The sequence below is a fragment of the Gemmatimonas sp. genome, from assembly GCF_031426495.1.
Lineage (GTDB): Bacteria > Gemmatimonadota > Gemmatimonadetes > Gemmatimonadales > Gemmatimonadaceae > Gemmatimonas.
This window is the reverse complement of sequence record NZ_JANPLK010000001.1, coordinates 1-14,240: the sequence shown is the minus strand read 5'-3', so window position 1 is coordinate 14,240 and position 14,240 is coordinate 1. Positions and strand designations below refer to the sequence as shown.

12 protein-coding genes are annotated in these 14,240 nt (G+C 65.1%); 6 read left to right on the top strand and 6 right to left on the bottom strand.

The features are described from left to right. Nucleotides 1-138 precede the first annotated feature (138 nt). Nucleotides 139-1,665, top strand: a complete 1,527-nt coding sequence (locus tag RMP10_RS00060) for a DUF1800 domain-containing protein (protein ID WP_310568498.1) — start codon at nucleotides 139-141, stop codon at nucleotides 1,663-1,665. 31 nt (nucleotides 1,666-1,696) lie between these two features. Beyond that, nucleotides 1,697-3,007 carry a DUF1501 domain-containing protein gene (locus tag RMP10_RS00055; protein ID WP_310568497.1) on the top strand — a complete coding sequence of 437 codons (1,311 nt, stop codon included), beginning with the start codon at nucleotides 1,697-1,699 and terminating at the stop codon, nucleotides 3,005-3,007. An 81-nt stretch (nucleotides 3,008-3,088) separates the two neighbouring features. Here the strand turns inward: RMP10_RS00055 and RMP10_RS00050 are convergent, their stop codons facing one another. Beyond that, entirely contained in the window at nucleotides 3,089-3,970 is an 882-nt protein-coding gene (locus tag RMP10_RS00050; protein WP_310568496.1) for an Ig-like domain-containing protein, read from the bottom strand. Nucleotides 3,971-3,996: 26 nt separating this feature from the next. Then, nucleotides 3,997-6,000, bottom strand: a complete 2,004-nt coding sequence (locus RMP10_RS00045; protein WP_310568495.1) for a M28 family peptidase — start codon at nucleotides 5,998-6,000, stop codon at nucleotides 3,997-3,999. 110 nt (nucleotides 6,001-6,110) lie between these two features. Here RMP10_RS00045 and RMP10_RS00040 point away from each other — a divergent pair, with 110 nt between their 5' ends. Beyond that, a complete protein-coding gene (locus tag RMP10_RS00040; RefSeq protein WP_310568494.1) occupies nucleotides 6,111-8,186 on the top strand; it encodes an Ig-like domain-containing protein in 2,076 nt (691 codons plus the stop codon). 7 nt (nucleotides 8,187-8,193) lie between these two features. On the opposite strand, the gene RMP10_RS00035 is transcribed toward RMP10_RS00040, so the two are convergent. From RMP10_RS00035 to RMP10_RS00025, 3 genes are all read right to left on the bottom strand, one after another. Further along, nucleotides 8,194-8,736, bottom strand: a complete 543-nt coding sequence (locus RMP10_RS00035) for a YfiT family bacillithiol transferase (RefSeq protein WP_310568493.1) — start codon at nucleotides 8,734-8,736, stop codon at nucleotides 8,194-8,196. Between the two features lie 121 nt (nucleotides 8,737-8,857). Beyond that, a complete protein-coding gene (locus tag RMP10_RS00030) occupies nucleotides 8,858-9,115 on the bottom strand; it encodes a GlsB/YeaQ/YmgE family stress response membrane protein (RefSeq protein ID WP_309670430.1) in 258 nt (85 codons plus the stop codon). Between the two features lie 144 nt (nucleotides 9,116-9,259). Next, nucleotides 9,260-9,646 carry a rhodanese-like domain-containing protein gene (locus tag RMP10_RS00025; protein WP_310568492.1) on the bottom strand — a complete coding sequence of 129 codons (387 nt, stop codon included), beginning with the start codon at nucleotides 9,644-9,646 and terminating at the stop codon, nucleotides 9,260-9,262. A gap of 138 nt (nucleotides 9,647-9,784) precedes the next feature. Here RMP10_RS00025 and RMP10_RS00020 point away from each other — a divergent pair, with 138 nt between their 5' ends. The 3 genes from RMP10_RS00020 to RMP10_RS00010 are packed head-to-tail and all read left to right on the top strand — an operon-like array spanning nucleotide 9,785 to nucleotide 13,325. Beyond that, a complete protein-coding gene (locus RMP10_RS00020; RefSeq protein WP_310568491.1) occupies nucleotides 9,785-11,005 on the top strand; it encodes a nucleoside permease in 1,221 nt (406 codons plus the stop codon). A 9-nt stretch (nucleotides 11,006-11,014) separates the two neighbouring features. After that, the gene (locus RMP10_RS00015) at nucleotides 11,015-11,674 is read left to right on the top strand and encodes a copper homeostasis protein CutC (protein WP_310568490.1); all 660 of its coding nucleotides are present in this window, start codon (nucleotides 11,015-11,017) and stop codon (nucleotides 11,672-11,674) included. Between the two features lie 13 nt (nucleotides 11,675-11,687). Continuing rightward, a complete protein-coding gene (locus RMP10_RS00010) occupies nucleotides 11,688-13,325 on the top strand; it encodes a beta-N-acetylhexosaminidase (protein WP_310568489.1) in 1,638 nt (545 codons plus the stop codon). A 66-nt stretch (nucleotides 13,326-13,391) separates the two neighbouring features. Here RMP10_RS00010 and RMP10_RS00005 read toward each other — a convergent pair. Beyond that, a partial coding sequence (locus RMP10_RS00005; protein WP_310568488.1) for a Gfo/Idh/MocA family oxidoreductase occupies nucleotides 13,392-14,240 on the bottom strand: 849 nt, incomplete at its 5' end.

Sequence of the window (14,240 nt, the reverse complement as noted above, 5' to 3'; positions counted from 1 at the left end):
AATTTGCATTGACAGCGGCGCCGCGAATCCCGAGCATTCAGTCTGGCTCACGTGCACGTACGCGGCTCGGCAGCCGTTTCCTCCCAGTCGCCCCTTCCGAAGACCGACATGTCGACGAACGCTGATCATCCGGAACCTGTGAGCGAACCCGTTACGCTCGACGAGCCTCGTTCCTCTCGCCGACGCTTCTTTGCGCTTGGCGCGTCGGCGGCGGTCGGACTGGCTGCGTCGCAGACGCTCGAAGCCCAACGCCCGAAGAGCCGTGGCGCCGGCCCCTTTCCCAACGGTCAACCGACGAGCAACGCTCCCGATCCCTCGGCGGCGTGGAGCGACCCGGTGCTCCGCCTGGTGCGGCGCATCACGATGGGGGTCAGTCCGTCGGAAGTGGTCCTCGCCCGTCAGCTGGGATACGCCGGCTACCTCGACTATCAGCTCCGGGCGTCGGTCATCGACGACAGTGCCATTGAGACGCTCGTGGCATCGCGACTGCCGATGACGCAGATGCCGCTGGCGATGCTGGCGACCCAGGATGGGAATGAGGTCAACAATCAGCTGGCCGACGCGACGTGGTATCGCGCCGCGTTTTCGAAGGCACAGCTCCGCGAGCGGATGGTGGAATTCTGGACCGACCACTTCACGATCAGTCTCAACAAAGTCGGCTACCTCAAGCTGGTCGACGACCGTGATGTGATCCGTGCGAATGCGCTGGGGACGTTTCCCGAGCTGTTGCGCGCGACATCGCAAAGCGCCGCGATGCTTCGGTATCTCGACCAGAACCTGAGTCGTACTCCGACGCCGAACCAGAACTACGCCCGCGAGATCATGGAGCTCCATACACTGGGCGTGGATGGCGGTTACTCGCAGACCGACGTCGCGGAGCTGTCGCGGATTCTTACGGGATGGACCACCGCGGGCGCCGGCACGTTTGCGTTCAATCGCAATTTTCACGATCGCAACGCGAAGACGTTCCTGGGTCGCTCGTTCCCAGCCATGCTGGCGACCGCGACGGACACGCAGATGAAGGCGGAAGGAGAGGCGGCGATTCAGATGCTGGTGGAACACCCCAGTACGGCCGCGTACATCGCCCTCAAGATGGCACGCTGGCTGTTGGCATACGAGCCGCCTCAGGCTGTCGTGGACGCGACCGCTGCGACGTATGTCGCGACCGGCGGCGACATCAAGGCGATGATCCGCACGATCCTGTCGGGCAAGAACCTCATGGCCGCGCCGGCCAAGTACAAGCGACCGTTCCACCTTGCCGTCTCGTCGTTGCGCGGCATGGGTGCGGAGGTGGTAAACATTCGCGCCGCCCGCCAGCGCGCCGATCAGATGGGCATGCCCGTGTTCATGTGGGAACAGCCGAACGGCTATCCCGATCGCGTGGACTGGTGGAGCGGCCTGGTGATCACACGCTGGTCGTACATGCAGTATCTGTCGACGCAGAACAGCGCGACCACGACGCGAGTGGATTCGGCGGCATTCCGCGTGCCAGACACCGCAGACGGCGTCGTGGCGCAGATTGCCACCCGCATGTTCGGTGGGGAACTCTCACCGGCGCTCCGGACGCAGCTGCTTACCTACCTGCGCGCCGGTACCTACAGCGATGCCCGCGTTCGCGAGACCATTTCGTTGGCCGGCAGCGCGCAGGAGTACCAGTGGTTCTGATGCCCTCTTTCCACATGAGCCGAGTCGCCGCATGAGTGATGAATCGACCGAAGGTGGGTGCCAGGAATATCAGCAGCTGGCGCGCCGTGATTTCCTGACGTTGGCGGGTGGTGTGGGCGTGAGCGCGTTGCTGCCCACATGGCTGCCCAAAGTCGTGCTGGCGCAAACGTCCAACGGCAGCCGCGACATCATCGTTTCGGTGTTCCTGAGCGGTGGAACCGATGGTCTGTCGTTAGTCGTGCCGTTCGGCGATCCCGACTACTACACGGGGCGTCCGAACATCGCGATCGCCCGTCCTGATGCGGCGGGCACCGGACCGAAGGCGGTCGCACTCGACAACTTCTTCGGTTTTTCGCCAGGCATGGCGCCGTTGATGCCCGCGTACACGAACGGCGACCTGCTGGTGGCGCACGCCACGGGATCGGTCGACAATTCCCGTTCGCACTTCGATGCGCAACGGTACATGGAAGTGGGCAAGCCGCGCGACGCACGTATCAGCGGGGGCTGGCTCGGCCGACATCTGGCGACCAGCACGCCGATGCGGGCCAACGCGCCGCTGCGCGGAATGAGCTTTACCGCCGGCCTGCCGCGAACGTTGGCGGAGGGCCCGAAAACCTTGCCCATTCCGAATCCTGCCAACTTCACGATCGGTGGCAGTGGCACGACGGCGACGGATCGTGCGCAGTGGCTGGCCGCCAATCATGCTGGCACGGTCAATCCGGTGGCGGCGAATGCGCTCGACGCGACCAACACCATCGCGTTGCTGCAGCGGATCAACTTTACGGGCTACGCGGCCGCGAACGGTGCGGTGTACCCCAACAGCGGATTCGGGCAGGCGTTGCGCTCATCGGCTGCGCTCATCAAGGCGGATGTGGGCATCGAGGCGATCCACGCGTTCAACGGTGGTTGGGACACGCACGCCAATCAGGGCCCGGTCATCACGCTGGACGGCGGCGGCATGCATAACCGCATGTTCGACCTCGCCAGTGCGCTGGCCGCGTTTCATGCCGACGTCATTCAGGGGACCACACCGTATGGCGTAACCGTCATGATCGTTTCCGAGTTCGGCCGCAACGCCCGTGAGAACGGCAATCGCGGCACTGATCACGGCCGCGGCAATGTCGCGTTCGCGATGGGCAAGAAGATCAATGGCGGCCGCGTGCTCACCAACGGCTGGCCAGGACTGGCGCGGGAGAATCTCGAAAACGGACAGGATCTCCGCGTCACGCTCGACCATCGCGACATCTTTGCCGAGATCGTGCAGAACCGGCTCGGCAACAACAATCTGTCAGTCGTATTTCCCGACTACACACCGCGCTTCCGGAACGTCACGAAAGCGTAGCAGTGCGCACGGCACGATATACGAAGGGCGCACCCGACACCGCGGTGCGCCCTTTGTGCATCGTGCCGCATCGTGTCAGCGTTACGGACTCACGATGACGGTGCCGTCCATGCCGGGGTGCAGCGTGCACTTGAACGGAAACACGCCGACGGCGGGAAATGCGCGGGACACGGTCACACTGCTGGTGGTGTTGATGTCGGCCGGAGAGCCGGCGAGTCGCGGGTCCCAGATCACGTTGTGCGCCAACGGGGGGAAGACGAAACGCACCGTTCCTCCCTGCTTCACCACCGTTTCCGTCGGGCTGAAGAGCAGTCCCGGCATCACCACGTCGGCGGTCGTTGGTGCATTGGGGATGCCGGTCACGGTCAACGGCACGGTGGCGGTCTTCGGCGCGGCGCCGTCGGCGACGGACGCTTGCACACTGACCGTGCCCACGCCGACCCCCGTGACGACGCCGGCCGAATTGATCGTCGCGATCGATGCGTTGCTGGTGCTCCAGGTGACCGTGCGCGTACCGAGTGCGGCGGCTCCCCCCGTCGCGTCGCGACCGCTCACCGTGGCCTGAGTGAGTTGGCCGAGCTGGATGGAGAGATCCTGCGCATTCACCACGACCGTCGCGAGCACGCCAGCCCCTGAAGTGACCGTGACATCGAGCGTGCCATTGACCGATCCCACGGTGGCGCGAATCGTGGCGGAACCAGCCGCAACGCCGGTCACGAGGCCGGAGGCGTTCACGGTGGCGATCGTCGGCGCCGTCGAACTCCAAACTGGCTGCGCACTGCCCACCACGGTGCCGCTCGAGGTCCGCGCCACGGCGGAGAGCTGCACGGTCTGCTGCGGCGTGAGCGCCGTGGTGGCGGCCGACACATCGACGCGAGAGACCACGGGTACGGCGGGCGGCGTCACGCCGGACGAACCGTCACCGCACGCCGCCAGTAGCGCGACGCCGGCGCCCGCGACCATACTCGAAAGCGACCACGTAACGGTCTTCATCGTGGAGGCCGCGGCGCGGGTGCATCAGGGCGGCCGCCCGGATGCCACGTGGGCGAGGGACCGTCCGACAAGAGTCGCACCGCCTTCGTGGTGGCGGTGATCACCTGCACCATATGCTCGACGTTCACGATCGATGCCTCATCCTTCGGAGAATGGTACGGAGTCACGAGGTTGTACGATGACAACGAATGCGCGGGGATGCCGATGCGCGCAAACGCCGCATTGTCACTGCGTGAGAAGAAGTTCTGGCCCGGCCGCGGATCCGGCACGAGCGGGATGCCGTTGTCCGCCAGCAGGTCCCCCAACGTAGACCGCTCGTAGCCGGTGAGCCATGCTTTCCCGAAGCCGCCAGCGAGCGAGTCAACGTGCGCGATCATCTCCACGTTGAGATCGACTACCGTCTGTTCGAGGGGCAACAACGGGTGGCGGATGTACCAACTGGTGCCGAACCCACCCACTTCTTCACCGGTGATCGACATGAACAGAATCGTGCGCTTGGGGCGCGGTCCCTTCATAAGCGCCTTCGCCATCTCGATGAGCGCCACGTTGCCCGACGCATCGTCGTCGGCGCCGTTGTTGATCGAGTCGCCATCGACCGGCTCGCGGATCCCGATGTGATCATAGTGCGCGGTCACCAGCACCACTTCGTCGCGCAGCACCGGATCGCTGCCACGGATCATGGCCGCGACGTTCGACGTGCGCATTCTCTCATCGGCGGGGATCGAATCCCACGCCGCCCACGAGGCGACGGGGGCCGGACGCGTGCGCCCCGGCGCATTGGCTGGTCCCTGCGCGAGACGCAGCGGGATGTGCTGGCGGAACGTGCCGGAGTCTCCCGCCGGCGTGAGCCCCGCCGCGCGATACTGCCGCTCGAGCCAGATCGCGGCGCGCTCCTGGCCACGAGACCCGGTCATGCGTCCTTCCATCGAATCGGCGGCGAGAATTTCGATGTTGCGTTTCACCGACGCCGCATCGATGCGGTCGACCGGCAGCTTCGCGGCGGCCGCCGACGGCGCCGCCGTGCGCGCTTGCGGCTCGGCTACGAGCGCGAGCCATTGTCCATTCGGACTCACCGCCAGGCGCGTAATGTTTGCGAGATGCGCGAACGCGAGATCGCCGAGCGACTTCCACGCCGTGGTGCCACGACGCCACTGCAGCAGCTGCGTACCGCTGCCCACGACCAACGTGGCGCTGTCCACCCAGGCCACATCTTCGCTGCCCTTCGGCAACGCGATCAGCGTATCGATCCGACGTGAGACCGGGTCGAGCCGCATCACGTACCACGACGCCCCACCCTTCTGCACGTAGCTCACATGCGCGGTACCTGGAATGCGATGCAGTGACCGCCCCACATTGCTCGCGATCACCTCGCCGGTGGTCTGTTCTCGCCCGGCGCCGGTGCGCGCCAGCTGCAGCGTGGCGGGTGAGCCCAGCACGAACATGGTCCATGTGCTGTCATCGGCTTGCGCGAAATACCCGACGGGCTTGATGGCCGGAAAGAGCACCGTCGGCGCCGAGCCATCTACCGGGAACTGGGCCAGCCGTTGCGTAGAGTCGGCCTCCACGCGAATGACCGTGACCGATTTGCCATCGAACGTCGGCATGGCCGAGTACTCGCTCTCCGGCTTCGTGGCGCGCAGCGGGGCGGTGAGCCCCGTACTGAAGTCATGGCGGTAGATGTCGCTCTGCCCGTCGCCGCGGTTCGATGTGAAGTACAGCGCGCGCGAGTCGCGTTGGAACGCCGGCTGATTGTCGTAGCCGGCACGGCGCGACACGTTGGCCGGCACGCCGATCTTGAGCGCGGCCCCGCGGCCAATGAGCGGCAGCAGATAGACGTCGGGATCGGCCGGCGCCGATCGTGCCGCCGATCGGTCGGCTGGCCGCGATGGTGCACCCTGCGCGTGCGTGAGGGACGACGGGGTGAGCCCGACCCCCACCCCGACCCCGACCAGCAGTGTCGACACGAGGGACGAGCGGCGGAACAGTGTGACAAAAGTCATAGAGAGCCACAGGACAGGCGTGCGCGCATCACGGACCACGGAGAGATTAGTGAAAGCTACGGACTGGCCGTTGCGTCCGCATAGCGCGGGCGGCTAGCGTCATCGGTACCATGGGGCCTTTCCTGTCTTGCTCGGATGTCTTCCGCACGCTGATTCGCGCGGCGCAGCGCAGCATGGTGCTGGTCGCGCTCGGCGCGGCGTGGCCCGTCTTGGGTGCTTGCCGCGACGACGGCCCGATGGCCGTGACGCCACCAACCGGTGGACCGCGGATCAGCAGCCTGATCGCATCACCGGCATCGCTGAACCTGCAAGCGGGACAGCAGCGCAGCATCGACCTGATCGCGCGCGACAGCACCGGACAGCTCGTCGCGAACCCACCGATCGTCTGGCGCAGTGATGCACCCGCCACCGCGACGGTCGATGCGTCGGGGGGGATACGTGCCGTCGCGCCGGGCATCGCCCGGATTACCGCGACGTCGGGATCGATCAGCGCGCTGGTGCAGGTTGCCGTGAGCGGCGCCGCACCCGGCATCGCACAGTGGCGAATCGCGCGTCCGGGTGTTTCCGACGTCACTATACTTGGCCTATGGGACGACGGTGCCGGGAGCAGTTACGCCGTCGGTCAGGGCGGCATCATGCTGCGGTCGCGGGCGAATGGTCCGTGGGAAGTGATCTCGCTCAACACGACCGAAACGTTGACCGGCGTGTGGGGCTCGTCGCCCACCGATCTCTGGATCGTCGGGGCCGGTGGCGTGCTGTACCACGGCGACGGCGTGCGCTTCACGCCGGTGTCGAGCGGCACGACGACCACGCTGCTCGAAGTGTGGGGACTCGCCGCCAACGACGTGTTTATCGCCGGTGATCGCGGCACGATTCTGCACTTTGACGGGACCGCGTGGAGCCCGCAGCCCACACCGGTGACCGAAGATCTCTGGGGTATCTGGGGAGCGAACGGCACGAACGTATTCGTGGTCGGCAACAACGGTGTGATTTTGCGCTCGAACGGCACCACATGGCAGCGCATGACGACACCAAACGGGAATCCGCTCTTCGACGTGTGGGGCACGAGTGTGGGCAACGTGTTCGCCGTCGGGATCTTCGGCACGATTCTTCGCTTCGACGGCGTGCAGTGGAGCACGATGCCGGCACCGGGGCGCGCCAATCTCTTCGCGATGCGCGGTCGTGCGTTCAACGACGTCTATGCCGTCGGCAATGGCGGGGCGACGTATCACTTCGACGGTTTGACCTGGCGTGCGCTATCGATCGGCTCGGGGCAGAACCTGCGGGCCATTGCGCCGCGCGGTGACGGGACGTTGCGACTGGCGGGATGGTGGGGCACCGTCGTCACGTTGCGCGGAGCCGCCGCCACCGCGACCGCCACGACCGAGCTTTCCGATCCTGCCCTGCTCTCGGTGTACGGCGCGGGGAACAGCACGATGTTCGCGGTGGGCTTGGGTGGGGCGGTGTATCGTCGTGTCGGAGCCTCGTGGCTTCAGGACGCGGTGCCGTCGGTGAACGATCTGTACGGCATCAGCGGCAACGGTCCGTCGGACATCGTCGCCGTGGGCGACACCGGCTCGGTGTTGCGCTTTGATGGGAGCGCGTGGACGCGAGAGACCGCGCCGACCACGGGGCTGTTGCGTGCCGTGTGGAGTGGTGGTGGGCAGCACGTGATCGTGGGCGAACGCGGCACGATTCTGCGCTCGAACGGCGCCGGCTGGTCACCACAGCAAAGTGGCACACAGCAGTTCCTGCGCGGAGTCTGGGGCACCGATCCAGCGAATGTGTACGCCGTCGGCGACGGCGGGACGGTGCTTCGCTTCGACGGCGGCCGATGGCAGTCGTTGATCGTGCCGTCCACCAACCGACTCCGCGCAGTGTGGGGCACGAGCGCGAACGACGTCTTCGTGGTAGGCGACTCGGGCACCGCGCTTCGCTATGACGGCGTGGCGTGGGAAAAATTCACCGCCCCGACCACACGAGACTTACGCACGCTCTGGGGGCGCGGCCCCACCGAAGTGTACGCGGCGGGCGATAGCGGCACCGTGTTGCGATTTACCGGCGCGGGGTGGCAAACGCTGACCACCCCCGCGCGCGGATTCATCTACGCGATGTTCGGCATCCCCAACTCCGCCGGGCTCGCACTTGTAGGCGAAGGGGCACGCATCGTGGAAGGCCAGCCGTGAGACGCGCCTAGCGCGATTCGCGAAAAAGCTGGATGTGCCGCACATGGTGATCGCCGTGCCACGCATAGAGCCCGACCAACTGGTCAATCGTCATCGGGCCGTTTTCCGGATGCACCAGCGTGCGCGCGAACTGGGCAGATTCCAGCGATTGGAGCACCGCGACGAGCCGTTCATGGATCGCCGTGAACATCGTGAGCGACACGAGCGGCGACACGAGTTCGCTGTCGGCGAGCGCGACCCAGGCATCCTGATCGTACGGCTTGATTGTCGGATCCTGCTCGGTCAGCGCCAGCTTCAGGCGGATGTACGCATTGGCATGACTGTCGGCCATGTGGTGCACGAGCTGCCGTACGCTCCAGCCGCCCGGACGATACGGCGCCGCGTAGTCATCCGCGCCCAGCCCGCTCATAGCCGCCGACAAATTGGCGGGCTGCGCCGCGATCCGTGCAATGTGTTCGGAACGCTGTTCGGCGGAGAACGCCGCCTGTCGCTGAAAGCGACCGATGGGATAGCGTTGTGCGTCGGTGGCGACGTCAGGCGTGCCGGGCATATCAAGACTCCAATGGAAGGCGGATACGGGAACAGCGCGTCCACACCGTGGACAGTGTGAAACTATCCACAGTGCAGCGTCGGCGCGTTTATCCCCTGCCTACATCGACATCACGTACGCCTCAGCTGACGGAGCGCCGGCCGACAATGCTACGATAGATGAATAGCAGGACGATGGCACCCACAACCGCAGCGATCAATCCGGCCGCTTCGCCGGGCTGATACCAACCCACCGTACGGCCGAGGAACGTGCCGAGCATCGCACCGGCCACGCCGAGGACCATGGTGATGATAAGTCCGCCGGGATCACGGCCGGGCATGATCGCCTTGGCAAGCGCGCCGGCGATAAGGCCGATGATAGCAGTCCAAAGTAGTGACATAATGATGGCTCCGAAACAGGATACGTAGGGACGTCGCGCGACTACGCCGCGCTGCCCTCGTACACTTGCATGTCCGGTGCCACGGCGATGCGCCGCTGCGGTCAGCCGGTGCTGGGACCGCGCCTACGGCGACCGGAAATCGCGTTACGGCGTGTCGGAACCCGGCATCGTGACCGGTGCGCCCTGCTCCTGCCACCCGCGCCAGCCGCCGATGACCGAGTGCACGTTAGTGTAGCCCATCTGCTGCAGCGAGTCGGCCGACAGAATGGAGCGAAATCCACCGCCGCAATACAGGTACAACGGCGTCGCAGGATCGGGGACGAGCTTCTCGATATCCCGCTCGATCACGCCGCGCGCGACATGGATTGCCTGTGACGCATGTCCAGCGTTCCATTCGCGGTCTTCACGAACATCAATCAACACGGCGGCACGGTCGGCCTGCAGCGTCGCGAGCGTATCCGGAATCGACACTTCATGCACGTTCGGGCGACGGCCCTCTACGTGGGCGAGAAATCCAGGGGAATGGTCCATGCTTCAAGCTGGCCTCGTACCTTCCGCATATCCAGCATGGGACCTACAATTTGGTCGCGCTAGGCGGGACAGCAGCGCCGGGCAGGATGACGGCCACCGCATCGCATTCCGAAACATCCGCCTCCGGGAGCTGCCGTAATGGGAACGAAGGGACGCCTGTCGATTATGATGTTCCTCCAGTATTTCGTGTGGGGGTCCTGGTTCGTGACCATGGGCACGTATCTCGGTCAGACGCTCCACGTCACGGACACCCAGATCGGCGCGGCGTACGGCGCGACGGCGATCGCGGCGATCGTGTCACCGTTCTTCATGGGTATCATCGCCGACCGGTTTTTCCCGAGCGAGAAGCTGTTGGCGGTGCTGCATCTCGTCGGCGCGGCGCTGATGTACCTGATGTCGCAGCAATCTGAGTGGAGCGGTTTCTATCCGCTGTTGCTGGCGTACGCGTTGTGCTACATGCCGACGCTGTCGCTCACCAACTCGATTGCATTGCACAACGTCACGGATTCCACGACCGACTTCCCCGTTATCCGCGTGTTCGGCACCGTGGGGTGGATCGTTGCCGGCCTCCTCGTTGGCTTCGTCCTGCACGCCGATAAGCTCGCGGTGCCCATGCAGATCTCGGCGGCCGGCTCGGTCGCCCTCGGACTCTTCGCATTTCTGCTGCCGCATACGCCCCCACGCGCTGCCGGTGCACCCTTCAGCGTGCGCGATGCCATCGGCCTCGATGCCCTGAAGCTGCTCGGGCGTCGCGACTTCGTCGTGTTCCTGGTCGGCTCGTTCTTTCTGTGCATCCCGTTGCAGTTCTACTATGCGTTCGCGAATCCCTTTATGAACGAGATCGGCGTGCCGAACGCCGCCGGCATCATGTCCTTCGGCCAAGCGTCGGAAGTGGGCTTCATGCTCCTCCTGCCCTTCGCGTTGCGGAAGCTCGGGATCAAGTGGATCATGCTGGTCGGCATGTTGGCGTGGGGACTGCGCTACTTCGCCTTCAGCCGCGGCGACGCGGGCGCCGGTATGTGGCTCATCTACGCCGGCATTCTCCTTCACGGCGTATGCTACGACTTCTTCTTCGTAGCGGGGCAGATCTACACCGACGACATAGCCGGCCCCAAGGTGCGCGCCGCGGCGCAGGGCTTTCTCAATCTCGTGACGAACGGCGTGGGTTACTTCGTCGGTGCGTCGGTGTCGGGTAGCGTGGTGAACCGGTACGCCACCAAGACGGCCGGCGTGGTCTCTCACGACTGGCTGCAAGTCTGGCAAACGGCTGCGATCGGAGCCGTGGCCGTTTTCGCGGTATTTCTCTTTCTCTTCCGTCCGTCCGCCAGCGCGGACCGCGCGGCGGTTGCCGCACACTGAGGCCTGCGTATGACTCCGCCCACGTTGGTGGAAGCGTGCTGCGATTCCGTGCGCACGGCGCGCGCCGCACAGCTGTACGGCGCCGGTCGGGTGGAACTGTGTGGTCCGGGCGAAGGCGGCACGACGCCGTCGCTCGGACTGATCGCGCGATGCCGGAATGAGATCACGATCCCGCTGCACGTGATGATCCGCCCGCACACGAACAGCTTTCTGTACGACGAAGACGACATGGACGTGATGTGCAACGACATCGTGGCCGCGAAGACGCTCGGCGTGGACGGCATCGTGCTCGGGCCGCTCCACAGTGACCTCACGGTCGACACCCGCCAGCTCGCCGCGTTCGTGACGCTGGCCCGCCCGATGAAGGTCGCCTTTCACCGGGCGTTTGATCGCACACCCGACGCGCTGGAAACGCTTGAGCAGCTGTTGAGACTCGATGTCGACTACATCCTCACGTCGGGGCATGGCCGCACGGCGTTGGATGGCGCGGCGACGCTGCAGGCGCTTCAAGCACGGGCCGGCGATCAGCTCGTCGTGCTGGCCGGCGGCCACGTGCGCGCCGAGAACGTGCATCGCATTATTGAGCTGAGCCACGTGCGTGAGGTGCACGCCCGCGCCACCGATCCCACGATTGTCCGTGACGTCGTGCAGGCATTGGCCACCCGTTAGCCAAAGGAACGACATGCGTCATCTGATCCTGGCCGCGCTCGTCGCGCTTCCCACCACGGGAGCGGCCACCGCCCGCGCGATGCCAGCCGACAGCAGTACGTACGCGATCATTCCGCGACCGGTCGTCCTGACACCGAAGTCGGGCGCATTCACGCTCACGGCGCGCACGGTCGTGCACGCCGACCCCGCGTTCACCGGCGTCGCGCGCCGATTCGCACGGGATGTCGCGGACCCCACGGGTTTCGATCTCACGGTCGTCCGTCGCGCCACGGCAGGGAGCGCCGTGGCCGGTGGCATCGCACTGATCCGCACGCCGGCGCTCGGCCCCGAAGCGTACACGCTCGATGTGACGCCCGCGGGTGTAGTGATCAAAGCCAGCGCACCGGCCGGCGCGTTCTATGGTCTTGAAACGCTCAAGCAGCTGCTGCCTGCCGCGATCTACCGTGAGGCACCGCTCGGCAACACCATGTGGCGCGCCGCCGCGGTGCACGTAGAAGACGCGCCGCGTTTCGCGTGGCGTGGGTCGCACCTCGATGTCGCGAGGCATTTCGAGTCGAAGGAGTTCGTCAAGAAGTACATCGATCTGCTGGCGCGTCACAAGATGAATCGCTTTCACTGGCATCTTACGGAAGATCAGGGCTGGCGCATCGAGATCAAGAAGTATCCGCTGCTCACTGAGCTTGGCTCCTGCCGGGAGCAGACGCTGGTCGGTCCGTACATCACGAATCCGAAGCCGAGCAACTTCGACGGTAAGCGGCACTGTGGCTTCTACACGCAGGACGACGTGCGTGAAGTCGTGGCGTACGCCGCCGATCGCATGATCACCGTGGTGCCGGAGATCGAAATGCCGGGGCACGCCCAGGCGGCGATCCACGCGTATCCGCAACTCTCCAGCCGCCCCGACTCGAGCCCCGGCGTGATGCAGGTGTGGGGCGTAAGTGATTTCATCCTCAACCCCACCGACAGCACCGTCGCCTTCATGCAGGACGTGCTTACCGAGGTGCTGGCGCTGTTCCCTGGCCCGTACATCCACATCGGTGGCGACGAAGCGGGCAAGGCACAGTGGAAGGCGAATCCGCAGATTCAGGCCCGCATCAAAGCACTCGGTCTCAAGGATGAGCACGAGATGCAGAGTTGGTTCATCCGACAGATGGACACCTTCCTCACCGCGCGCGGCCGACGCATGATCGGCTGGGATGAAATTCTCGAGGGCGGTCTCGCCGAGAACGCCACGGTGATGTCATGGCGCGGCATGGCCGGTGGTATCGCGGCGGCCAAGGCGAATCACGATGTCGTGATGGCGCCGGGCAGTCACACGTACTTCGATCACTATCAGTCGCGCGATAAAGCCAAGGAGCCGCTCGCGATCGGCGGCTTCACGCCGATTGATAGCGTGTATGCCTTCGAGCCAGTGCCACCGCAGCTCACCGCCGACGAAGCCAAGCATGTTCTGGGCGCGCAGGCGCAGCTGTGGGCCGAGTACATGCCGAATGCCAAGCATGTGGAGTACATGGCCTACCCGCGCATGGTGGCGTTGTCGGAAGTGCTCTGGAGCGCGAAGGTGCGACGGGATTTTGCGAACTTCAAATCGCGTTTACCGACTCACCTTGCGCGGCTGGATGCGCTGGACGTGAACTACCGAAGGCAGTAAGGGGTACGGAGTAAGGGGTAGGGAGTACCCCATACCCCTTACTTCTTACTCCCTACTTCGTCGTTTTCATCGCGGTTTCCAAGTGCCTTGTGCCACCTGCGGCACGAACTTGTCGATATTGCGGGGCGGGAACTCGATGGTCTTGCCCTGCTCCGCGCTCATGTACGCGGTCATGAGCAGCTTCACGACATCGAGTCCATCGTGCCACGTGAGCGCCGGCTTCTCCTTGCCCAGGAACGCGCGCACGAAGTGGCGGTCTTCGGCTTCGTAGCCATAGGCCATTGCCTCGTTCGCGACCACCGGCATGAGTCCCATCTCGGCGTTCTGTTTTTCAACGAGATCCTCTCCGGCGCGCCCCTTCACTTCGCGGCTGAAGAAGAGCCGCAGCCCGGCATCGAGCGAATTCCACTGCATCGAATACTCCGGGCCAAGGAGCTCGGCGGAAAGACGAAGCCCGGCGCCAATGAAACTCCAGGAGGTCGATGCCTCGCCGTGAACCGTATGGCCATCGGCCGTCTCGTACTCCACGTGGAGGCTGGCGTAATCCTCGGACGGATGCTTCGAGTAGTTCACTTCCTTGCCCATCATCTTCTGAAGGCGCTTCGCGTACTCGGGGCGCGACCACTTGAGACTCGCGATGTGCGCCGTGACGCGTCTGGGTTTCACCGACGACAGCGGCTCGCCCGGTTTCGTGAGCAGATGCTGTATGAGCAGGGCCGAGTGGCACATCATGTCATTGAGGACGCCGCCGCCCTGAAGCTCCCCCCGCCAGAACCACGGCATGTGCGGGCCGCTGTGCTCTTCGCCGGCGCGGGCGAGGTACGGACGCCCGGTGGTTGCGGCGCCGCGGGCCCAGAGCAAGGCGTGCCCGGCTTCTACCTGCGGAGCGAAGACCTGATTCTCGAGGTAGCCGGT

Coding starts and splice junctions, on each gene's coding strand:
- RMP10_RS00055 (WP_310568497.1), top strand. CDS start 1,697: ATGAGTGATGAATCGACCGAAGGTGGGTGCCAGGAATATCAGCAGCTG.
- RMP10_RS00015 (WP_310568490.1), top strand. CDS start 11,015: ATGACTCCGCCCACGTTGGTGGAAGCGTGCTGCGATTCCGTGCGCACG.
- RMP10_RS00045 (WP_310568495.1), bottom strand. CDS start 6,000: ATGACTTTTGTCACACTGTTCCGCCGCTCGTCCCTCGTGTCGACACTG.
- RMP10_RS00040 (WP_310568494.1), top strand. CDS start 6,111: ATGGGGCCTTTCCTGTCTTGCTCGGATGTCTTCCGCACGCTGATTCGC.
- RMP10_RS00010 (WP_310568489.1), top strand. CDS start 11,688: ATGCGTCATCTGATCCTGGCCGCGCTCGTCGCGCTTCCCACCACGGGA.
- RMP10_RS00025 (WP_310568492.1), bottom strand. CDS start 9,646: ATGGACCATTCCCCTGGATTTCTCGCCCACGTAGAGGGCCGTCGCCCG.
- RMP10_RS00035 (WP_310568493.1), bottom strand. CDS start 8,736: ATGCCCGGCACGCCTGACGTCGCCACCGACGCACAACGCTATCCCATC.
- RMP10_RS00050 (WP_310568496.1), bottom strand. CDS start 3,970: ATGGTCGCGGGCGCCGGCGTCGCGCTACTGGCGGCGTGCGGTGACGGT.
- RMP10_RS00030 (WP_309670430.1), bottom strand. CDS start 9,115: ATGTCACTACTTTGGACTGCTATCATCGGCCTTATCGCCGGCGCGCTT.
- RMP10_RS00020 (WP_310568491.1), top strand. CDS start 9,785: ATGGGAACGAAGGGACGCCTGTCGATTATGATGTTCCTCCAGTATTTC.